Origin of the sequence: Pseudomonas marginalis (assembly GCF_024169655.1) — a bacterium.
GTDB lineage: Bacteria > Pseudomonadota > Gammaproteobacteria > Pseudomonadales > Pseudomonadaceae > Aquipseudomonas > Aquipseudomonas paraveronii.
The window spans coordinates 4,763,085-4,785,181 of the sequence record NZ_JALJWV010000001.1; the positions used below are offsets into that span (position 1 = coordinate 4,763,085).

20 protein-coding genes are annotated in these 22,097 nt (G+C 58.1%); 10 read left to right on the forward strand and 10 right to left on the reverse strand.

The window, feature by feature from the left end:
• Window positions 1-364 precede the first annotated feature (364 nt).
• Window positions 365-3,259 (forward strand): ribonucleoside-diphosphate reductase subunit alpha, encoded by a 2,895-nt coding sequence (locus J2Y83_RS21850; protein ID WP_253398206.1) that lies wholly within the window; start codon window positions 365-367, stop codon window positions 3,257-3,259.
• 101 nt (window positions 3,260-3,360) lie between these two features.
• Here J2Y83_RS21850 and J2Y83_RS29635 read toward each other — a convergent pair whose 3' ends face one another.
• The 7 genes from J2Y83_RS29635 to J2Y83_RS21885 all read right to left on the reverse strand — a co-directional run bounded on the left by J2Y83_RS29635 (window position 3,361) and on the right by J2Y83_RS21885 (window position 9,710).
• Window positions 3,361-4,467 (reverse strand): hypothetical protein, encoded by a 1,107-nt coding sequence (locus J2Y83_RS29635; RefSeq protein ID WP_301295036.1) that lies wholly within the window; start codon window positions 4,465-4,467, stop codon window positions 3,361-3,363.
• A gap of 188 nt (window positions 4,468-4,655) precedes the next feature.
• Window positions 4,656-5,972 (reverse strand): flagellar hook protein FlgE, encoded by a 1,317-nt coding sequence (gene flgE / locus J2Y83_RS21860; RefSeq protein WP_253398208.1) that lies wholly within the window; start codon window positions 5,970-5,972, stop codon window positions 4,656-4,658.
• Window positions 5,973-6,003: 31 nt separating this feature from the next.
• Window positions 6,004-6,729 carry a flagellar hook assembly protein FlgD gene (flgD, locus tag J2Y83_RS21865; protein ID WP_253398210.1) on the reverse strand — a complete coding sequence of 242 codons (726 nt, stop codon included), beginning with the start codon at window positions 6,727-6,729 and terminating at the stop codon, window positions 6,004-6,006.
• 16 nt (window positions 6,730-6,745) lie between these two features.
• Window positions 6,746-7,189, reverse strand: a complete 444-nt coding sequence (gene flgC, locus J2Y83_RS21870; protein ID WP_046382341.1) for a flagellar basal body rod protein FlgC — start codon at window positions 7,187-7,189, stop codon at window positions 6,746-6,748.
• 3 nt (window positions 7,190-7,192) lie between these two features.
• The gene (gene flgB, locus J2Y83_RS21875) at window positions 7,193-7,600 is read right to left on the reverse strand and encodes a flagellar basal body rod protein FlgB (RefSeq protein WP_003175633.1); all 408 of its coding nucleotides are present in this window, start codon (window positions 7,598-7,600) and stop codon (window positions 7,193-7,195) included.
• Between the two features lie 307 nt (window positions 7,601-7,907).
• Window positions 7,908-8,735, reverse strand: a complete 828-nt coding sequence (cheR, locus tag J2Y83_RS21880; protein WP_247395915.1) for a CheR family methyltransferase — start codon at window positions 8,733-8,735, stop codon at window positions 7,908-7,910.
• 42 nt (window positions 8,736-8,777) lie between these two features.
• Complete coding sequence (locus tag J2Y83_RS21885; RefSeq protein WP_026140310.1) at window positions 8,778-9,710, reverse strand: chemotaxis protein CheV; 933 nt, start codon at window positions 9,708-9,710, stop codon at window positions 8,778-8,780.
• Window positions 9,711-9,791: 81 nt separating this feature from the next.
• Here J2Y83_RS21885 and flgA point away from each other — a divergent pair, with 81 nt between their 5' ends.
• The 4 genes from flgA (at window position 9,792) to J2Y83_RS21905 (ending at window position 12,387) form a co-directional block, all read left to right on the forward strand.
• A complete protein-coding gene (gene flgA / locus J2Y83_RS21890) occupies window positions 9,792-10,556 on the forward strand; it encodes a flagellar basal body P-ring formation chaperone FlgA (RefSeq protein WP_253398212.1) in 765 nt (254 codons plus the stop codon).
• 142 nt (window positions 10,557-10,698) lie between these two features.
• Window positions 10,699-11,022 (forward strand): flagellar biosynthesis anti-sigma factor FlgM, encoded by a 324-nt coding sequence (flgM, locus tag J2Y83_RS21895; RefSeq protein ID WP_253398222.1) that lies wholly within the window; start codon window positions 10,699-10,701, stop codon window positions 11,020-11,022.
• A gap of 48 nt (window positions 11,023-11,070) precedes the next feature.
• A complete protein-coding gene (locus J2Y83_RS21900; RefSeq protein WP_253398224.1) occupies window positions 11,071-11,541 on the forward strand; it encodes a flagella synthesis protein FlgN in 471 nt (156 codons plus the stop codon).
• A gap of 96 nt (window positions 11,542-11,637) precedes the next feature.
• Complete coding sequence (locus J2Y83_RS21905; protein WP_253398226.1) at window positions 11,638-12,387, forward strand: flagellar brake protein; 750 nt, start codon at window positions 11,638-11,640, stop codon at window positions 12,385-12,387.
• A 58-nt stretch (window positions 12,388-12,445) separates the two neighbouring features.
• Here the strand turns inward: J2Y83_RS21905 and J2Y83_RS21910 are convergent, their stop codons facing one another.
• Window positions 12,446-13,825 (reverse strand): MFS transporter, encoded by a 1,380-nt coding sequence (locus tag J2Y83_RS21910; protein ID WP_253398228.1) that lies wholly within the window; start codon window positions 13,823-13,825, stop codon window positions 12,446-12,448.
• Window positions 13,826-14,687: 862 nt separating this feature from the next.
• Here J2Y83_RS21910 and J2Y83_RS21915 point away from each other — a divergent pair.
• Together J2Y83_RS21915 and J2Y83_RS21920 are read left to right on the forward strand one after the other, a co-directional pair.
• On the forward strand, window positions 14,688-17,084 hold the full coding sequence (locus J2Y83_RS21915) for a membrane-bound PQQ-dependent dehydrogenase, glucose/quinate/shikimate family (protein WP_253398229.1): 2,397 nt from the start codon (window positions 14,688-14,690) through the stop codon (window positions 17,082-17,084).
• A 139-nt stretch (window positions 17,085-17,223) separates the two neighbouring features.
• Window positions 17,224-18,510 carry a carbohydrate porin gene (locus J2Y83_RS21920; protein WP_253398232.1) on the forward strand — a complete coding sequence of 429 codons (1,287 nt, stop codon included), beginning with the start codon at window positions 17,224-17,226 and terminating at the stop codon, window positions 18,508-18,510.
• Between the two features lie 63 nt (window positions 18,511-18,573).
• Here J2Y83_RS21920 and J2Y83_RS21925 read toward each other — a convergent pair whose 3' ends face one another.
• A complete protein-coding gene (locus J2Y83_RS21925) occupies window positions 18,574-19,446 on the reverse strand; it encodes a NotI family restriction endonuclease (RefSeq protein WP_253398234.1) in 873 nt (290 codons plus the stop codon).
• Window positions 19,443-20,573 carry a DNA-methyltransferase gene (locus J2Y83_RS21930; protein ID WP_126587260.1) on the reverse strand — a complete coding sequence of 377 codons (1,131 nt, stop codon included), beginning with the start codon at window positions 20,571-20,573 and terminating at the stop codon, window positions 19,443-19,445. The genes J2Y83_RS21925 and J2Y83_RS21930 overlap by 4 nt, the downstream gene beginning before the upstream one ends.
• 345 nt (window positions 20,574-20,918) lie before the next feature.
• Between J2Y83_RS21930 and J2Y83_RS21935 the strand changes: the two genes are divergently transcribed.
• From J2Y83_RS21935 to J2Y83_RS21945, 3 genes are read left to right on the forward strand one after another with little or no spacing between them, the layout of a single operon-like run.
• Window positions 20,919-21,233, forward strand: a complete 315-nt coding sequence (locus J2Y83_RS21935; RefSeq protein WP_247395934.1) for an ArsR/SmtB family transcription factor — start codon at window positions 20,919-20,921, stop codon at window positions 21,231-21,233.
• Window positions 21,230-21,670: a YeeE/YedE family protein gene (locus tag J2Y83_RS21940; protein ID WP_253398236.1), complete on the forward strand. Its 441-nt coding sequence runs from the start codon at window positions 21,230-21,232 to the stop codon at window positions 21,668-21,670. Before J2Y83_RS21935 ends, J2Y83_RS21940 begins: the two co-directional genes overlap by 4 nt.
• Complete coding sequence (locus J2Y83_RS21945; protein WP_253398238.1) at window positions 21,667-22,086, forward strand: DUF6691 family protein; 420 nt, start codon at window positions 21,667-21,669, stop codon at window positions 22,084-22,086. The genes J2Y83_RS21940 and J2Y83_RS21945 overlap by 4 nt, the downstream gene beginning before the upstream one ends.
• Window positions 22,087-22,097 lie beyond the last annotated feature (11 nt).

Consider the following 22,097-nt stretch of genomic DNA (forward strand, 5'->3'; position numbering starts at 1 on the left):
AAAAGACCAAACACAAATCAGACAAGGAACTCAAGCCCTTTCTTGCTCCTGTTTGGTCCAACTCCAGCATTTTTTGAAAGCCCAAACCGCTCATGTGGATGGCAACCGTTTTAGCGCTCCAACAGCGCAAAACGGTACGGGTGTTGCAGTGCTTGAACCGGGCAACTGTCACCCACCAGGAATACGGCGAGGCGCTTTTGAGCGCCAAACCGAAGACTTCGGCATGGAAGCGGCGCGATAAGCCCCCCTTCCTCCTGTCCCGAAGTTGTTATGCCAGGCCAAGGCCTGCTGTAAGTGCTTCAGGACGGAACGGTGGGCACCGAGATGGTGCCCAAATAAATATAGAATGTGGAGACAACACCCCATGCAAACCGACACAACTCGCGAGAACCCGCAGGGCTCCGTGCCGCAGGCCGCTGATTCGAATATGGATCTGTCCGCCACTGCACCTGGCCAATTGCGCGTGATCAAGCGTAACGGCACTGTCGTTCCTTACACCGATGACAAAATCACCGTCGCCATCACCAAAGCGTTTCTTGCAGTTGAAGGCGGCACCGCTGCCGCCTCGTCGCGCATCCATGACACCGTTGCCCGCCTGACCGAACAAGTCACCGCGACCTTCAAGCGTCGCATGCCTTCGGGCGGCACCATCCACATCGAAGAAATCCAGGACCAGGTCGAACTGGCCCTGATGCGTGCCGGCGAGCAGAAAGTCGCCCGCGACTACGTGATCTACCGTGATTCGCGCGCCAAGGAACGTGCCGTTCGCGCCCCGGCCGACGAAGCCGCCGTACAAGCACACCCATCGATCCGCATCACCCTGGCCGACGGCACATTCGCGCCGCTGGACCTGGGCCGCCTGAACACCATCATCACCGAGGCCTGCGAAGGCCTGGAAGAAGTCGACGGTGACCTGATCCAGCGCGAAACCCTGAAGAACCTGTACGACGGCGTGGCCCTGACCGACGTCAACACCGCCCTGGTGATGACCGCCCGTACCCTGGTTGAACGCGAGCCGAACTACTCGTTCGTGACCGCGCGCCTGCTGATGGACACCCTGCGCGCCGAAGGCCTGGGCTTCCTCGGCGTAGCCCCCAGCGCCACCCACCACGAGATGGCCGACCTGTACGCCAAGGCCTTGCCGGCGTACATCACCAAGGGTATCGAATACGAATTGCTGAACCCGGTCCTGGCCACCTTCGACCTGGAAAAACTCGGCAAGGCGATCAACCACGAGCGCGACCAGCAGTTCACTTACCTGGGCCTGCAAACCCTGTACGACCGTTACTTCATCCACAAGGACGGTATCCGCTTCGAACTGCCGCAAGTGTTCTTCATGCGCGTGGCCATGGGCCTGGCGATTGAAGAGAAGCACAAAGAAGACCGCGCCATCGAGTTCTACAACCTGCTGTCGTCCTTCGACTACATGTCGTCGACGCCGACCCTGTTCAACGCCGGCACCCTGCGTCCACAGCTGTCGAGCTGCTACCTGACCACCGTGCCGGATGACCTGTCGGGCATCTACCACGCGATCCACGACAACGCCATGCTGTCCAAATTCGCCGGCGGCCTGGGTAACGACTGGACCCCGGTGCGCGCATTGGGTTCGTACATCAAGGGCACCAACGGCAAGTCCCAGGGCGTTGTACCGTTCCTGAAAGTCGTCAACGACACCGCCGTAGCGGTCAACCAGGGTGGCAAGCGCAAAGGCGCTGTCTGTGCCTACCTGGAAACCTGGCACATGGACATTGAAGAGTTCATCGAGCTGCGCAAGAACACCGGTGATGACCGTCGTCGTACCCACGACATGAACACCGCCAACTGGATCCCTGACCTGTTCATGAAGCGTGTCTTCGACGACGGCAAGTGGACCCTGTTCTCGCCATCCGAAGTACCGGACCTGCATGACCTGACCGGCAAGGCCTTCGAAGAGCGTTACGAGTACTACGAAGCCCTCACCGAGTACCCAGGCAAGGTCAAGCTGTTCAAGACCATCCAGGCCAAAGACCTGTGGCGCAAAATGCTGTCCATGCTCTTCGAAACCGGCCACCCATGGCTGACCTTCAAAGACCCGTGCAACCTGCGCAGCCCGCAGCAGCACGTGGGCGTGGTCCACAGCTCGAACCTGTGCACCGAGATCACCTTGAACACCAACAAGGATGAGATCGCCGTTTGCAACCTGGGCTCGATCAACCTGCCGAACCACATCGTCAACGGCAAGCTGGACACCGTGAAGCTTGCACGCACCGTGAACACCGCCGTTCGCATGCTCGATAACGTTATCGACATCAACTACTACTCGGTGCCACAGGCGCAGAACTCCAACTTCAAGCACCGTCCAGTCGGCCTGGGGATCATGGGCTTCCAGGACGCTTTGTACCTGCAGCACATTCCTTACGGTTCGGATGCAGCGGTCGAGTTCGCCGACAAGTCCATGGAAGCGGTCAGCTACTACGCGATCCAGGCTTCCTGCGACCTGGCCGACGAGCGCGGTGCCTACGAGACGTTCCAGGGTTCGTTGTGGTCCAAAGGCATCCTGCCGCTGGATTCGCAACAGATCCTGATCGCGCAACGTGGCCAGAAATACATCGACGTTGACCTGAACGAATCCCTGGACTGGGCGCCGGTACGTGCCCGTGTACAGAAAGGTATTCGTAACTCCAACATCATGGCCATCGCACCGACCGCAACCATCGCCAACATCACCGGCGTATCGCAGTCGATCGAACCGACCTACCAGAACCTGTATGTGAAATCGAACCTGTCGGGCGAATTCACCGTGATCAACCCATACCTGGTTCGCGACCTGAAAGCCCGCGACCTGTGGGACTCGGTCATGATCAACGACCTGAAGTACTACGACGGTTCGGTGCAGCAGATCGAACGCATCCCGCAAGAACTCAAAGAGCTCTACGCGACCGCCTTCGAAGTGGACACCAAGTGGATCGTTGACGCCGCCAGCCGTCGTCAGAAGTGGATCGACCAGGCGCAGTCGCTGAACCTGTACATCGCCGGCGCTTCGGGCAAGAAGCTGGACGTGACCTACCGCATGGCTTGGTACCGTGGCTTGAAAACCACTTACTACCTCCGTGCCCTGGCCGCGACCAGCACCGAGAAGTCGACCATCAACACCGGCAAGCTGAACGCGGTTTCCAGCGGCAACCACGGTGATGACTCGGTGCTCGCCGCACCTGCCGGCCCGGCGCCAGTGCCGAAAGCCTGTGCGATCGACGAGCCGGATTGCGAAGCGTGCCAATAAGCTGAGCACGTTCCGGGCTTGATGGCCCGGGATTGGAAAACCCCGATAATCCCTTGCTGCAGTTGGGTTTATCGGGTTTTTTTTGCCTGGGCAAAGGCTCGTCAGTCGCCGAACAATATGGTCGCAATCCCCGACCGGGGCACCCCGCCCCGCTTGCCCCACAGTTCAATCCGACCATCGATCACCGCCATCGAATGACCACCATACTCCACCGTCCCCACCTTGCTGCTTCGCAAGTCGGCATCCGTGGCCGGCCGGTAATTTTTGCGCAAGCCCAGACGGTCCAAGCCTTCCCGAGCGTTCTCGCCATCATTGAGGGTACGTATGCCATCCAGAAAGCTGCGCCCGGCAGTGCCGTCGTTGTTTTCCAATTGCGCCCGTTTTGCGCTGACGGCAAACATGAAATTGGCGTTGGTCATCATTTTCGGGTCATCGCCCTGGAAACGTGCATGGGTGGCAGCCAGCCGCACTTCATCCTTGGTCAGGTCAACCTTGACACCATCGCGCATGGTCACAGAGTAGCCATTACCCGTCTCCTTGACCTCTTTGAAGACGTCGGTGGGCTTCTCGCCAAATTGCATCATGGCGGCTTTAATCGCCGAAACCGTCACGCAATTGCCGTCCGGCCCCTGTCTGAAGCCGCTCCAGATATTCTCCGGTTTTTTCCCCGGCTCGCTGTCATCGGGCTTGTAGTCGAAATGCTTCGCGCCTTCGGTAATCGGCTTGTCGCTCATGGACTCGCTGGGGCCGAAACCACCGCCACCGCCACCGCCGCCGCCGCCACCACCGCCTCCACCTCCACCTCCGCCACCACCGCCCGGGGAAGGGGATGGAGACGGTGCGGGTGACGGCGGCGCATCCGGAGACGAACCATCCGGAAATTCTTCCGGGAAGGTTTTCTTCATGAACGCCTGAAAGTCGTCGGACGCGTCTTTCTTCACGTCCTCGAGAATCTCCTTGAACTTCTCTTCGCCGAGCTCCTTTCGCATTTCATTCAGCTTGTTCCGCAGCTCCTGGGCCGTCTGGCTCTTCCCGGTTTTTTCGGCGTCTTCAAGCTCTTTGATCAGCTTTGTGACGCTGTCCTTGACGGCGCCCGTGTCTTGCTTGGTGCCATCAGACTGGCTGGTGGCCTTCAGGTGCTGCCCTGCCCCCCCACTTTCGTAACGCACACCCCCGACCCCTTGGCCAGATACCGATGAACTCCACATATCGCCTCTCCCCAACAATGAGAGAACCCAATGCCTCTCGGCTGGATAGGTGGAAAGACAGGTGTGGCGCGTTCCAACAAAGGCGTGTCATCTCGTAACCGCATCGGTAGTGGGAAAAGGTCTTAATGCCAAATGAAACGCAAAAAAAAGCCCCTCAATCGAGGGGCTTCTTGTGCAGCGCTAACGCATCAGGTCATCTGGATGATGGTCTGCATGATGGTGCTCTGGGTGGAGATGGTCTTGGCGTTCGCCTGGTAGTTGCTCTGGGCCTTGATCAGGTCTACCAGCTCGCTGGTCAGGTTGACGTTGGAGTTCTCCAGGGAGTTGGCCACGATCGAACCGAGGGTACCGGATTGAGGGGCGTCGTATCCCGGTTGGCCCGAGGCGAAGGTTTCTCTCCAAGTGGTGCCGCCAGATGGCTGCAGGCCTTGTTCGTTGTTGAAGCTGGCCAGGGAGATCTGGCCAATGGCCTTGCTCTGCTGATTACTGAAGGTGGCGAACAGTACGCCGCTGCCGTCGATTTTCAGCCCGGTGATCTGGCCGGTAGCATAACCATCGGTGACCGGTGGGTTGCGGTAGCTGGCCGAATTGTACTGGGTGATATCCGCCATGTTGATCGCAATACCGCCCGCATTGGCCGCGGCGCCGTTAGCAGTCCATACACCGTTGGTCACGGTGCCCGGTTTCCAGTTGGAAATGGTCAGGGTGGTGTTGGAGACCGCGCTAGGCGGGGTAACCACACCAGTGAGCTTACCCCCGGTGTCGAACGTCAGGGTCGATGCGACAGGTGCCACCGCGCCTGCGCCACTGATCGGGGTACCATCAGGGTTACGCCCGTCGATCAAGGTGTAGGACTTCCATTGGTTGGAGTCCGTCTTCACCAGGTACTGCACCATCGGGTGAGCGTTGCCTTGGGTGTCGTACAAGGTGGTGCTGTACTGGGTGGTGAAGGTCTTGGTGTCGGTTGGGTTGAATGGCTTGGCCACCTGGTCGATCACCGGCTCCGAGGAGTTCAGGTTACTGCTGGAATCGACGGTGCTGGAGGCTTTTGGCGGCAGGTTCGACAAGTTGAGTTGCAGGTCGACCAAGCCACCCTTGACGATCTTGCCGTTGTCATCCGCCGCGTAGCCCTGCAGGCGCGAAGTACCGGTGTTGTTGGTGATATAGCCGTCTTTGTCCGAACGGAAGGCACCACTACGGGTGTATTCCAGCGAACCGTCGCTGCCCTTCTGTACGAAGAAACCACCGCCCTGGATTGCCATGTCCAGGATGCCGCCACTGTTGTTGACATCACCCTGGGTGAATTGCTGGGACACGGCCGCCAGGTTCACACCGTTACCGATGCTGTTCTGGCCGGTGCCCAGTTTGGACGCCGCGTAGATATCCGAGAATTCCGCACGGGACGATTTGAAGCCAGTGGTCGCGACGTTGGCGATGTTGTTGCCGGTCACGTCCAGTTGTTTGTTGGCCGCATAGAGGCCGCTAAGGCCGATGTTAAAAGACATGTTTCTCTCCCTCTGCCGTATTTAGCCGGCTCTATGTACCGATAGTCTGAATTTGCGACAGCTTGACGCTGCCCATGCCGCCTGCAAGGTTGAGCAGCATTTCGCCGCCGGTCTGGCTCAGGGTCACGCTGTTTACCGTGGCTGGCAGCGAAGTCGCCAGTGCCACCGAGTCGCCCGCGTCATTCTTGGTGGTGGCCGTAAAGGTGTAAGTCCCGGGGGCGGCGACCTCACCAGCGGTGTTCTTGCCATCCCAGATGAAGTCGGAACTCCCTGCGCTCTGAGCACCCATCTCAAGGGTGCGCACCACGACGCCGTCTTTGTCGGTGATCTTGATCGAGACGTTACCCGTTGCCGCCGTCACCGCGACCGAGCCGGTCATGCTCTTGCTGGTATCCACCAGCGCCTTGTCGGTCTGGGTAATAATCGAGCGACCGACCAGCGACGAAGCCTGCAGCGCTTGCGACGAGCTGTAGTTGCTGGAGATGTTGTTTACCGAATCATTCAGATTGTTGATGCCTTCCAGGCTGCTGAACTGCGCCAACTGAGACACGAACGCACCGTTGTCCTGGGGCGACAGCGGGTCCTGGTTTTTCAGCTGGGTCACCAACAGTTGCAAGAACGCATCCTTGCCCATCGACTGGTTGCCCGTTACCGCCTTGGTCGCGGCGCTGATGCTGCTGTTGTCCGTCGCAGTCTTGACCTTGCTGTTGAACAGGTCCTGGACTGCCGTGTTGTTCGTCGTATCAACAATGGCCATTGTTTGGCGCCCCTTATCACTGACCCAGGGTCAGGACCTTCTGCATCATGGTTTTGGCGGTGTTCATCATTTCCGCGTTGGTCTGGAACGAGCGACTGGCAGAGATCATGTCAGCCATTTCCTCGACCACGTTGACGTTCGGGTAGTACACGTAGCCTTTTTCGTTCGCCGCGGGGTGATTAGGCTCATAGCGCGCTTCCAGATTGCTCTGGTCTTCAACCACGCCGAGTACCTGCACGCCTTGCCCGGCAGCGTCCTGATTCTGGAACAGCGAATCGCCGCCGCTGCTCTGGCCGCCCTGAAACATGGTGGCGAACACCGGGTGACGGGCGCGGTAGGTCTGGTCAATGCTCGAAGACACGGTCTCGGCGTTGGCGATGTTACTGGCGACGGTGTTCAAACGCGTGGTCTGCGCGCTCATGCCACTGCCGGCAATATTGAAAACACTGGCTAGGGACATGGCTTACTCTCCACGCAGGGCTGACATCAGCCCTTTGAATTTGCTGTTAAGCAGGGTGAAGCTGGCCTGAAAGTTCACCGAGTTCTCGGCGTAGGCCGATTGCTCCAACTGCGCGTCGACGGTGTTCTGGTCGATCGATGGCTGCATCGGGGTGCGATACAGCAGCGACTCGTCACCACTGCTCAGGCCTTGCGCTTCGATATGACGGCTGTTGGTCATATTCAAGGCGAAGGTGCCGTTCTTGGTCTTGTCCTGCTGTGCGGCGAGCACGGCGGAGAAGTCCAGGTCCCGAGCCTTGTAGTTCGGGGTGTCGGCGTTGGCAATGTTGTTGGCCAGGACTTCGGCACGCTGGGCGCGAAAGCCCAGGGCTTGTTCGTGGATACCGAGCGCTTTATCGAAGCTGATGCTCATGGCGGAAACCTTTAGGCTGACCTGCTGTTCGTTAACAGGGTTATAGCAAGGTGCATGCCAATCTGGTGGAACCCCATATATCAAGGGTTTGCGGGGAGATTGCCGGCGGCAATGCCAGAAAAGCGGCAAGCGGTTTCCGCGTGGCGCCAGTAAAGCGGCAATCGCGGTTGCCGCTATTGGGAAGTTTGCCGCGCAAACAAATGTGGGAGGGGGCTTGCCCCCGATAGCGGTGGTTCAGTCATAGATACTGAGACTGACACACCGCTATCGGGGGCAAGCCCCCTCCCACACTTTGACTGCGTGCGACTTACTTGGCCTGGTAAATGATCCCTGGACTGCACTGCACCATCTGGAAATGATCCGGCAGGCCGTTCAGCGCCTCGGATGCACCGAGGAACAGATAACCACCGCGCTTGAGCGTGCCGTGGATGCGCAGCAGGATGTCTTTCTTCACTTCGGCCGAGAAGTAGATCAGCACGTTGCGGCAGAACACCATGTCGAACTTGCCCAGGCTGGCGTAGCTGTCGAGCAGGTTGAACGAGCGAAACTCCACCCGACTCTTGATCGGCGCCTTGACCGCCCAACGCCCCGCGCCTTTCGGATCGAAGTAACGCTGCAGGCGTTCCGGGGACAAACCGCGGCCCAGCGCCAGGCTGTCGTACTCGCCGGTCTTGCAGTTGGTGAGCATGGTGCCGGACAAATCGGTGGCGACAATTTGCGCACCGGCCTTCAACTGGCCCATGTTGGTCCGCTCGAACTCGTCGATGGCCATCGAAATCGAGTACGGTTCCTGCCCCGAGGAACAGGCTGCCGACCAGATCCGCAAACGCTGACCCGGGCTGGCCTTGATCGCCTCGGGCAACACTTTGCTCTTGAGTACCTCAAAGGGATAGGTGTCGCGAAACCACAGGGTTTCGTTGGTGGTCATGGCATCGACCACCATTTCCTTGAGCCCACTGCGCGGCTGGCTCTGAATCCGTTGGACCAACTCACCGAGGGACTTGATGCCCTGCTGTTCCATCAGTTTGTTGAGACGGCTGGATACCAGGTACTGCTTGTTTTCACCGAGCAATATGCCACAGGCTTTTTCCAGGAAGACCCGGAACTGTTCGAAATCCAAATTACCCGTAGACAATGATACCGCCTCTTAAATCGTGTGACCGCCAGGGAAATCCCCCTAGCCGTGATCTGCTGCCTTGATCCGGTCGACTACCCGGGATGCCAGGTCATCAGGGCGGAATTTAGCCAGGAAGTCGTCAGCACCGACCTTCTTGACCATCGCCTGATTGAATACGCCCGACAACGAAGTATGCAGGATGATATGCAATTTTTGCATGCGTGGATCGTTACGTATCTCAGCCGTAAGGGTGTAACCGTCCATTTCCGGCATCTCGATGTCGGAAATCATCATCAAAAACTCTTCTTCCGGCTTCTTGCCTTCATCCACCAGCTTGCGCAGGTAATCCAGCGCCTGGCGGCCATCATTGAGCGCCACCACCTCAACGCCGATGGTTTGCAGGCAACGGGTTACCTGTTTACGCGCCACCGAGGAGTCGTCCACCGTCAGCACCCGCAGCGAGACCGCCTTGTGCGCCGTTTCGGCGTCGACGACGCCGACCGAGATCGCTTCGGAAGTCGGTGCGACTTCGGCGAGGATTTTCTCCACGTCGATGATTTCCACCAACTGGTTGTCCACCCGCGTCACTGCCGTGAGGTAGTGATCGCGACCGGTGCCCTTGGGCGGTGGATGGATCTCTTCCCAGTTCATGTTGACGATACGTTCCACCGAGCGCACCAGGAAACCCTGGGTCTTGGTGTTGTATTCGGTAATGATCACAAACGGGTTCTCGCGGTCTTGCAGGCCGGCCGAACTCGTGGCCAATGCCAGGTCGAGAATCGGGATGGTCGCACCACGGATGTTGGCTACGCCACACACCACCGGGCTCGACTTGGGCATGATCGTCAGCTTGGGACACTGCAGCACTTCCCGCACCTTGAACACGTTGATGCCATATAGCTGCTTGCCGTCCAGGCGAAAAAGCAACAGTTCGAGGCGATTCTGCCCTACCAGCTGTGTGCGCTGGTTTACTGAATCCATTACACCTGCCATGCCCAGACTCCTACGCTAAAACCTTTGGGGGTACGACGCGCACCCAACACTAAACGGCACGAGCTTTGCTTTTTATTGGCTATGGATATGAAAACGACAGTTTCCCGACGCACCAGCCGCCCACGGTACCGCAGATTACTCTGCGCCTGGATGGCGTTGTTTGCCGTGGGCGCAAGCGCCACTGCCCGCGCCGACAACGTCACCTTGCCTGATCTACTTATCGGCGTCACCCAAGGCTTTCTTGAGTTCACTGTAGAAGATTATCTGGCAACCACTCAGACACCAGGACGTTATGAAATCCAGGTCAACCAACTGGACCCACGCCTGCGCATGCCGATGTGCGACAAGGAATTGACAGCCACCCTGGAAAGCCCGGCCCAACCCATTGGCCGCGTGACGGTCAAGGTCCGCTGTGAAGGTGCCTCGCCCTGGACCGTGTTCGTGCCCGCCCAGGTCAAACTGTTTCGCGATGTGGTCGTGGTGTCGCGGCCGCTCAAACGCAGCGGAATCATCGGTTATGAGGATGTCAGTTTGCGTGAGCGGGACATCAGCCTGATCAATCAGGGTTACCTGACGTCAGTGGACCAGGCTGTCGGGCAACGATTAACCCGACCAATGGTCACCGATCAGGTCATCACCCTGGTCCATCTTGAACAGGCCGAGGTCATTCGCAAGGGCGACCAGGTCGTCATTTCCGCGAGCAGCGGCGGGCTGAACGTGAAGATGCCGGGCGAAGCGCTGTCCAACGGCGGTATGAGCGAACAGATCCGGGTCAAGAACCTCAATTCCAACCGCGTCATCAAGGCACGGGTCACAGCGCCCGGCCAAGTCGAGGTGGCTTTATAGATCACTGGAATAGGACGCCAGCTTTTCCTACACTGTACGCCTGACGTTCGTGCATGCAGGTTTATTGTCAATCGCGCCTAAAGTTTGTCCGGGTATGGCCGAAACCATGGCAAGCGTCCAAATACCCAGAGGTTTTTTTATCATGGTCATCGATTTCAGCCGTTTGAATAACGCCCCGGCTTTGCCAGGCACTACGCGCACCAGCGGCACCAAGGACAGCGTAGAAGCCAAGGCCCAACCTCTGCCCGCCAAGGCAGAACAGGCCAGCGCCAGCCAAAGCGGGGAATCCGTACACCTGAGCAATGAGGCTCAACAGTTGCAGAAGGTCACTGACTCGCTGCGCGATCAACCCGTCGTCAATCAAGCCCGCGTGGCCGAATTGAAACAGGCGATCGCCGATGGCAGCTACAAAGTCGACAGCAACCGTGTAGCCAGCAAGCTGCTTAACTTCGAAGCCGAGCGCTAGGCAAAGGCCTGCGCCAGGCTTTTGGACGCTTAAAACCCAAGGCCAGCCATGCACCACGACGAAAATCTGCTTCAACTGATCATTGATGATCTGGCGCCGACGCAACAATTGCTCGAGCTGCTCAAAGAAGAATCCCTGGCCCTCTACGGCCGGGATATGCCGCTGCTGGAAGAAATCCTGGCGCGCAAACAGTCGCTGATTGTCCTGCTGGAACAGCATGGCAAGAAGCGCAGCCAGATTCTCGTCAGCCTCGGCCTGCCGGCTGATCACGACGGCCTTGCACAGTTGGCCAGTCACTCCTCGGTCGGCGATCAGTTGCTGGCCCAGAGCAAAGAACTCAATCAATTACTCACCCAGTGTCAGGAAGCCAACCTGCTCAACGGTCAGTCGATCCAGCTTCAGCAAGCCACGACCGCCAATCAGTTGCGCATACTCCATGGCGGTGAGCCTCCGGCCCTGTATAACGCCCAAGGCTCTACCTCACGCCTGGTCAAGCCAAGCACCCGCAGCCAAGCCTGACGCCGGTTTAAAGCGCGCCCTATCCAAGGCGCGCGACATACTGGCAAAATGACGGTTATTGCGTGTAGTCGTATTTTGTCTGGAGATGGAAGAACCGTGTTCAACGCCCTTAATGCGGAAGATGCTCCGCAGCCACCCAAGGTGCTCACCACGCCTCTGGAAATCGCCGGCACCTTGCGGATGCTGCAAGAAAGCCATGACCCGCTGATCATCACCTTCCATGAACGCAGCCAGCGCTTTCAAAGCTACCTGGTCGACGTCGACCGGGACAGCAAGACCCTGGCCCTGGACGAAATGATTCCCCGCGATGGCGAACGCCACCTTGAGAATGGCGAACCCTTCCGCATCGAAGGCTTTCACGACGGTGTACGCATCGCCTGGGAAAGCAACGGCACCCTGAACATCAGCGAAAAAGGCGGCCACCGTATCTACACCGGCAGCATGCCGGGCGAGGTGGTCTACCATCAGCGCCGCAATGCGTTCCGTGCCGCGCTGAAGCTGGCACAACTGGTGAACATCGAGCTGGGCGGCGAGAAACTCAAGGCCGCCCCCACCGGCAAACTGCTGGACATCTCCGCCACCGGCTGCAAATTGCGCTTTGAAGGCGATATTTCCGAGCGACTGCAACTGGGCGAGGTCTACGACCGCTTCATCGCCGCCCTGCCCTTCGGCAGCATGACCACCTCGGTCGAACTGCGTTACCTGCACTTCGAAGAGAAGATCAACACCACCTTCGCCGGCGTGCGCTTCCACAACATGAGCGGCCTGGTGCAGCGCCAGGTCGAGCGTTTCGTGTACCAATTGCAACGCGAAGCACGGCGCTTCGACAAAGACGACGATTTTTAAGCACTAAGATGGCGACAAAAAACGGGCAGACCCTTTGGGGATCTGCCCGTTTTTGCATTCAGGGGCGCGCCCTGCTCAGGTCATGGGGGTGCTCATCCGGGCCCAGTGGTTCCGGCGGCCCTTCGAAAGGCGGCTCATCGGGCGGTGGCTCGGAGTCGGTTTCAGGTTCCGCAACAGCCGTCTGCATCTGTTCCTGCACCATCTGCTCATCGACCCGCGGATCAAGTGCAGCCACCAGCGGCGAGCTGGACATGCTGTCAGGCATCGCCACGTGCTGCAGCGGTGCGTCATCGACCTGATGCAGGTTGGTCACCGCTTTAGGACGGATACGCCACACCAGGATCAGCGCGCACAGGCTGAAAAACGCGTACAGCATCTGGCTACCAAACAGCTTCATCACCACACCGGCCAGCAACGGCCCGATACTGGCACCAACGCCGTAGGTCACCAACAACATGGCCGTCAGCGATACCCGCCGATCACCTTCAACGTGGTCATTGGAAAACGCCACGGCCAGCGGGTACAGGCAGAACTGCACCAGCGAACACAGAAACCCGGCCACGAACAGCACTTCCAACGGCACCTTGCTCAGGATGGCCAACGGCAATGCCGCCACCGCCAGGCACAGGGCGAAGCAGCGAATCAACAGCGCACGATCGTAACGATCCGACAGCCAGCCCAACGGCCACTGCACCACCAACCCGGCAAAAATGCAGCTACCCATGAAGAGACCGACCTGCTCGGTGGTCAGCCCCTGCTGGGACGCATAGAGCGGCGCCAGACCGTAGAACGAGCCGACGATCAACCCCGCCCCCAGCACCGTACTCAACGACTGCGGCACCCGCTGGATAAAGAAGCGCGGCTCCATCGGCGCCGGACGCAGGGGCGCCGGGTGAATGCGTCGGGTCATGGCCACCGGCACCAGGCACAGGGCGAAGCACAGCGCCACCAGCATCAGCAACTCGAGGCCGAGCTGGGGATGCATCACCAGGATCAACTGCCCCAGCACCAGGCCAAGGTAGGACGCGATCATATAGCCGCTGAACACCACGCCACGCTGCCGGGCATCCGCCTGCTCGTTAAGCCAGCTTTCGATGACCATGTACTGGCACATCATCCCCAGGCCCACGATGATCCGCAGCACGATCCAGGCCGGCAGCCAATCGATCAGGCCATGGCCCAACACCGCCGCGCCGACGATCCCGGCACAGGTGGCATACGCCCGAATATGCCCGACCCGGGCGATCAGGCGGTGGCCGATCTTGCCGCCCAGCACCAGGCCGGAATAGTTGGCCGCCATCAGCGCACCGACCCACAGGCTGTCGACGTTGTCAGCCGCCAGGCGCAAGGCCAGGTAAGTACTGAGCAGGCCGGAGCCGATCAGCATCATCAAGGAGGCGAAATAAAGGGCTCGAAAAGATTTCCAGATCTGGCGCATCGGCGTTCCGAGCGGCTCCTTGCAGTGAGGGTCAGGGCTACCGGCATGATAGTCCCGGGGGGCGGGTCCGGACAGGCACCAGGCGCTGTTTCCGGGGATTATTTTGTTTTAAAACGATTGACTACAGCTCAGACGCTACCGGGTAACGTACAAGGTACAAGGTTGCGCAAAATACACGTCGCACCTCCTGTGAACCTCGCTAACGCGCAAGGTTCGACCGGATTTTGAAAAGACCGAGCACGCCCCCCAAAAGCCTCCCCCTGCACAGGATTGCCCGGACACCGGCATCGACAATCCGTATCACCGCGCATTGTTACTGTTTCATCAACAATGTTTTCCAGTCTTATGGATTTATCCAAAAAACCAGCGCTATAAACTGGTCTGCGCGTTAATCCACCGCGATTGACCTGCGAATCAGTCGGAGCAAAGCATGTAACCCGATCAAGGCCGACAGAGCCTTCGGGCCTACTCATTACCGACTGAACACATGGATAGTCATTAAGCAGGCGTAATACTGCCGCCCACGTTTTCTTTACCCCTCCTGCCGAAACTCAATCAGCCCCCGGTTAAGCATCAAGTTCGTTATTGAACGGTGCTTTTAGCGTGAAGGGGTTGGGGTGAAAGAGTGCCGGCATTCGGGCCAAGATACGGGGATGGCAAGTTATTACGCTGATTCCATTGCTCACTTGCCGTCAGCAAGACAGCGCAGCGGGATCATGGACCAACCACACCTGGCCAACTAAAGGCCGGACTCAACATTCGGCCAAGTTGCTCGTACACAGTGGGCGCAGCTACGTTTTTCCCCAACTGAGCATATACAAATATGACAGACGATCATCGATCTCACTCTGGAAGATCCTCAATGAGTACTATTGCAAGGGGACTGTTCTCCCTGCTTGTTTTTGCCGTGGCACTGGCGTTGATTTATGGCGGGTTCAAACTGGTAGCACTCGACGGATCGAGTTACTACCTGCTGGCCGGCTTCGCCTATCTGCTGTTGGCAGCACTGTTTGTCTTGCGTAAACCTATCAGCATTGCCCTCTCCGTCGTCATCTTCCTCGCCACGTGTGTGTGGGCGTTCTACGAAGTGGGCCAGTTCAGCTACTGGCAACTGCTGCCACGCCTGGTGGTGCCGGCGATCATCCTGACCCTCAGCCTGTGGGTCGGTGCTGCGTTCCCGGAAACGTCCTTGACCACCCGGCGCACCGCCAACCGATTCGGCTTTGCCGTGTTCCTGGCCCTGATCGCCACCTTTATTGCGGCGTTCTACCCGCACGGCGGGATCTCGAACCCTGTCGCCGCGACTGACTCGCCCAAGGCCACGGAGCCCGCCAGCGGGCCTGCAAACTGGGAGTTCTTCGGGCGCAATGCGTCAGGGACGCGGTTTGCGCCTTACACGCAAATCACGCCGGAAAACGTCAAGGACCTGCAAGTAGCCTGGACCTACCAGACCGGACGCAGGACCACCGGCGCCGGCGCTGGCGTTGACGAAAACACCCCGTTGCAGATCGGCAACGTGCTGTATTCGTGCACCCCGGAAAACCTGATCACCGCGCTGGATGGCGATACAGGCAAGCCGATCTGGAAGTTCGATCCTCACGCCAAAAGCGAAGAGCATGTGACGTGCCGTGGCGTGGGCTATTACGACATTGATAAAGACGACAGCCTGAGCGCAGCGGTCAAAGCCTCGTATAACGATCAGCAGCAATGCCGCCAGCGTATTCTGGTGTCGTCGGTAGATGCCCGTCTGTTTGCACTTGACGCGCATACCGGCGCCCTTTGCCAGAGTTTTGGTGACAACGGTTACGTCGATCTCAAGAAAGGCATGGGCCCGACAGAGAACAGTAAGCGCTATCACCCGACCTCACTGCCAGTGGTCATGGGCCACCTCACGGTGGTGGGCGGCTGGGTACGCGACATTGTGGCTGGCGAACCTTCCGGCGCTGTCCGCGCCTTCGACGTGCTGACCGGTGCGCTGGTGTGGGCATGGGACGTCGGCGCGCCCGAGGGCACGGACTCAACCAAGGCCGATCACCAGTTCACGCTGGAAACACCTAACGTATGGACGATCCCGACCTACGACAAAGAGCTGAACCTGGTCTACTTGCCGACCGGCAACGGCCCGCCCGACTATTGGGGCGGTGATCGCAACGCCGTCAAAGAAAAATTTGGCTCGGCCGTCGTGGCCGTCGATGCATCGACTGGTAAAGCCAAATGGGTCTACCAACTCATTCACCACGATGTATGGGATTACGATCTGCCATCGCAGCCGGTTCTCTATGACATCAAGAATGCCCAGGGCGTGAAAACCCCGGTCTTGATCCAGACCACCAAGACCGGCCAAATCTTTGTGCTGGATCGTCGCACTGGCCAGCCGGTGACAGAAGTACAGGAACGTCCGGTTCCAACCTCTCCGGCAGCAGAAGGCGAACACCTGTCGCCGACACAACCGTACTCGGCCGGCATGCCGGTGATCGGGGCCGACCCCCTGACTGAAAAGTCGATGTGGGGGGTGTCGACATTCGACCAACTGTATTGCCGGATCATGTTCAAAGATTCGGTCTACATGGGGCCGTTCACGCCGCCAAGCGAAAAGCCGTACATCGAATGGCCTGGCTTGCTGGGCGGGATGAACTGGGGTGGCATCTCCATCGATGAGAACACCGGCACGATGTTCGTCAACGACATGCGCATGCCGCTGCGCATGACATTGGTGACCAAGGAAGAAACCAAGAAATTCAAGGTCTCGACCGACGAAGTGCCAGGTTTCATGGGCACCATTCGCCCGCAAGTCGCCGGTATCTATGGTGGCGTGAGAATCGACATTCTCCAGTCGCCACTGGGCGTGCCGTGCAACTCCCCGCCCTTCGGCAGCATGAGTGCGATTGATCTGAATACGCAGAAACTGGTCTGGCAGGTTCCCATGGGCACCGTCCAGGATACCGGCCCGCTGGGGATCAAGACCCACCTGCAGATTCCGCTGGGCATGCCGACGCTTGGCGGTCCGACGTCGACAGCCTCTGGCCTGGTGTTCTTTGCAGGCACCCAGGACTACTACCTGCGCGCACTCGACTCGGCCACCGGTAAAGAAGTCTGGAAAGCCCGTTTGCCGGTTGGTGCGGTTGCGGCCCCGCTGATCTATCAGTCACCCACCACCGGGAAGCAGTACGTGGTCATCTCCGCAGGCGGCATGAGCCATTCGCCTGACGTCGGTGATTACATCATTGCTTATGCATTGCCGGACAACATCAAGCCGTAATGCGTTAGTTGCCACTGCATGAAAATAACCCCCGTTTACGGGGGTTATTTTTCCAAATCAAAAAAGAACAGCGCAACCGATAAACAACGCGCAGCGTTGAGCTATTCCCCCACTTTCTCTGTAACGGAGCACATCCAAAATGTTTTTTTGTTTCCGCGCCATGCTGACCAGCAGCCTGTGCAGCGGTTTGTCGCTATGCCTCTTCGCCCCGTCCCCGGCATTGGCCGACGATCTGATGAACCGCTCCACACTCACTGGCGACTGGGACGGTGAACGCCAAAAGTTGGCCGACGAGGGCATCAAACTGACCGGCGACTACAGTTCCGAAACGATTTCCAACCTGCATGGCGGGATCAAGCGCGGCACCCGCTATTCGCAACAAATACGCATCGGTGCCCAGTTTGATCTGAGCAAGTTGCTCGACAGCCCCGATGCGGGACGCGTGCAACTGCTCGTTAACGACCGTCGCGGCCACAGCGCCACGGAAGATTTGCTTGGAAACCGCCTGTCGTCCCAGGAAAACTACGGCGGCGAATACACCCGGCTGACCGAGTTCAGCTATCAACGCAACCTGTTTTCGCCGGCCCTGTCCACCAAAGTCGGTTTCATGGTGATGGGCACCGATTTTGGTGGCATGCCCATCTTGACCAACTTTGTGAGCGCCGGCTTTTGTGCGCATCCGCTGACCATGTCGAGCGGCAGTGGCTGGGGCAACTACCCGACGGCGCACTGGGGTGGCGAGTTGCGTTACGACGTCAACCCGTCGCTGACGCTGCAAACCGCCGTGTTCCAGGTCAACCCGGAATACAACACGCGCTCTTCCAAAGCGTTCTCCATGCCCAGCAACGGCACCACGGGGGCGATTTTGCCGCTGGAGGCGATCTTCAATAACGACGCCTTCCTGAACGGCCAATACAAAGTCGGTTGGTACTACGACACCTCCAACGCCCCCGAGATCGGCAGTACGCAAAAGAGCAGCAACCGTACCGGCGCCTATGTGTTGATGGACCAAGCCATCTGGCGCAATGAGCAAGACCCGCAAAGCGTGCTGCGCCTCTTCGGCCAGGCAGCCAGCAGCAACGCAGCGACCTCGCCGATGCGCCGCTGGTACTCGGTGGGCCTGGTCAAACAAAAGCCTTTTGCGAGCCGCCCGAACGACTCCATCTCTTTTGGCTATGGGCGCGCCGTGCTCAACTCGCGCACACGGGATGTGCAAGAAGCCAAGGCGACCAACCTCGAAGACGCCGAGATGATCGCCAACCTCGACAACGGCGAGCAAATGCTTGAGCTCAACTACGGCGCACAGGTCACACCGTGGCTGCTGCTGCGCCCCGACCTGCAGTACTACATCGAGCCCGGCGCGTTTTCCGGCAAAAAACGCGACAATGCGTTGGCGGCGGGGTTACAGGTTAAAGCGACGTTTTAAAAGCGTCGTCTGCACAGGGGGCATCCACTCGGTGCCCTCTTGCAATCGCGCACGCAGGCGGTATCACACCAAACTGTCGGGCGTCCCCACTGCCTGGAACAACGTGCGGTCGGATAGCTTGGTCTGCAGCCCAATCAATATTTGCTCAAGTTCTACCCGGGCCTCTGCCTGGAGCCCCAGGCACATACCGATTCCGTCCGCATCCGTACTGAGTCGGGATGACATCGAGATCTTATAGTCGCCAGCACCTGCATTATCCATTTTATAGGCATGAAGATGCATTGAGTCGCCAATCAATGCCGGTGTTTCAAGATGGTCGAATTTAAATTCCTTGGTCATGTAGCTCAACAGCTTGTCCTGGACCACCAACACCAGCTTCTTGTTGAGGTGTTCAAATGTCTGCACTTTGTGGTGCATTTGAACCAAGATGGTTTTTGCGGTCATTTTCCAGTTCATGCCGAAGGTTTTATTGGACGCTTCAGCACTGTCCGACCTGGAAATCCCTAGCGTTTCCAGCATTCTCTGGCGTTCTGGCCAGACCGTTCCGGTCGTATCGAGGGTCTGCAGCTCGATGCCAACGAAGTCCTTCACCTTTCCATCTTTTACCGACACCAAGAAATAATCGACACTTCCCCCCGGGATCGACACTTCGGGGATGATGTGAAGCTCGTTCCCCGGTTCATGGGTCGTCAATAGATGAAAACAGTCGGTAAAAATCTGCCGGCGCTCGATTAGCCGGACAGGACAGATGATTACCGGTTCCTGCACTTTTCCGTACAGCACGCTGCACGTACCGATAGAAATGTCGGGGTTGGACTTCCTGACTTTGTAGCAACGCTTGTTGGTATAGGCGCAGCGTTGAGCGCCAATCACGCCTTGCCAGTCGACGGAGCGATTATGCGTACCCTTCCCGAACAACTCTATTATTTTGCTCATAACAGCGTATTGCACCTGTCTTTGGTCATCTCAAGATACTGCTCGGAGATATCTATCCCGATCGACTTCAAGCCTAAGCGTTGCGCCGCGACCATCGTTGTTCCCGTACCGCAGAAAGGGTCGATTGCAATACCGCCTGGTGGGCAGGTCGCCAATAAAGGTATACGGCACAGGTCGACCGGATAGGGCGCAAAGTGGGTTTCCCGGCCCTGCGAATCTTCCGGGAGAATGTCCCAGACGTCAGACGGTTTACTCCCCTTCGGATGGTATTTAAGAAAGTAATAACCTTTATCCCTGAGTTCCTTCGCTCGTCCCGATACTTTTTCACTGTCGGAGTGCGTCGCTCTTTGCTGGCCACGAATGATCATCCGGAAGTCTGACACTTTACCGCAAGACAAATCTGCGAGGATGCCGGCCAGGGCGGCATGTGCGGATAATTTTTCTGCGTCGCTCAACGAGGTCGACAACTCGATCTGACGCTTGTAACGCACGCCCGAAACGCCCGTGGCGGAAACTATCGAGCCATTCACCACTTTGGATTCTCTGGGCTTGGACCGGACGGCATCAGCATTGTAATAATAGTTTTTTGACTGCTTCACAAAGTGAAACAAGTTCTCATGAACATTGCCAAGCCGGTCTTTGGTGTTGTCCATGCCGCCTTTCAGTTTGTTCCATATGATGCTGTTTCGAAGTATCCAGCCTTGATTGTCGGTAAGCTCGAAAACCACTCGCCAAGGAATCCCGAGCAGCCCCTTACCGCTATAAGAATCACCGAGATTGAGCCAGAACGACCCCGTCGACTTCAGCACGCGCTTGAGTTCCAGAAACACAGCGCAAAGATCTGCTACGAAATCCCGATAGTCTTTTTCCAGGCCTATCCCGCCGTTTTGATATTCCCGCTTCCCCCAGTACGGCGGCGACGTCATTGCAAAATCAACCGACTCGTCCGGCAGCGACTTCAATACGTCGAGGCAATCCCCGTTCAGAAGAAGGGGGCGTGTAGAAGATGACTGGCCGTACTTCAGAAGTGCAGAAGAAAAATCATTCTGGACGATGGTCGAAGGTTCAAACGCGTCTTTCTCCTGCGCAGAAAATAGTGCGGGGTCGTTAAGTTCTGTGTAGGTCATGAGGTGTCCAAACGGGAACGGCGGTAATGGCTACAGGATGGCCTTCTAACGCTGTCCTGATCAGACCCGGATGGTACAGAGCCTGAGGAAAGCCGGGCAAGCCAAACCGTACTGAAGGGACAGGCGTTGAGCCACGGGGTGTCGACTCCCAGGGCTCGGTCAATTCGGTCGCCTTGCGATGGCGCAGAGCGACCTCATCGGATCAGCAAAGCTGCACCACTCACTTTCGCTTCGCCTTTAGCCCCCGACCTCTCCTGCCAGCGACGAACGCAGATCGGTGCTGACACACACTTATTGTTTTTATATACTATTATTTAACAAACTGAACAGTTAGTGATCAATCGTATGCCCGAATCAGATCTCCAGCGGCTTCACGCCAACGCCGATGCCGCCAGCAAGTTCCTTAAGGCTCTGGCCAATCCGGATCGCTTGATCCTGCTCTGCCAGCTATCCCAAGGCGAGCGCAATGTCGGCGATCTGGAGTCGCTGCTCGGGATACAACAACCGACGCTGTCTCAACAGCTGGCTGTGCTGCGCCGCGAAGGACTGGTGGATACCCGTCGAGACGGAAAGCAGGTGTTCTATCGCATCAGCAGTCCTGCGGCATTGGCAGTCATCCAAACCTTGTATCAACAATTTTGCGCTGGAGAAGCCTCATGAATATCGACTGGCTCAACTTCACTCCCTGGTCATCCCTTGCAGGCGGCGCATTGATTGGCTTGGCGGCCAGTCTTTTCGTCGTCGCCAACGGGCGTATCGCCGGCATCAGCGGTCTGATCGGCAGTCTTTTACAGCGGGGAAGCGAGGGAGCTGGGGAGAAGGCGCTTTTTCTCCTGGGCCTGCTCATCGCGCCGCTTCTATGGGGCTTGTTCGCCGCGCTGCCGCAGATTGAATTCCAAAGTGGCGGGTTTGGACTGATCGTCGCCGGTGTATTGGTGGGTATTGGCACACGCTACGGTTCAGGTTGCACCAGTGGCCATGGCGTGTGCGGCATATCGCGCCTTTCGCCGCGATCGATGGTCGCCACCGCCTGTTTCATGTTCAGCGGTTTCATTACCGTATTTGTCCTGCGTCATCTGCTGGGAGGCTGGATATGAACAAACTGACGGCATTCATTGCTGGCCTGCTGTTCGGCTTGGGGCTGCTGCTGGCAGGCATGGCCAACCCGAGCAAAGTCCTGGCGTTCCTGGATTTAGCCGGTGCTTGGGACCCTTCCCTTGCGCTGGTCATGGTCGGGGCCATTGGCATAGCCATTGGCCCGCTGACCTGGGCGCGCCAACAATCCCGCTCGCTGCTGGGAACGCCAATGCAGTTGCCGACCAAGCGTGAATTGGACCCGCGTTTGATCGGCGGCAGCCTGCTATTCGGCATCGGCTGGGGGATAGCAGGCATCTGTCCTGGCCCTGCGGTGGCAATTCTGCTGACAGGACGCTGGCAAGCAATCGTGTTCATGTTGGCCATGCTGGCCGGCATGTTGTTGTTTACTGCGCTGGAGACCCGGCGCAACCACTGATCGGGAGATCG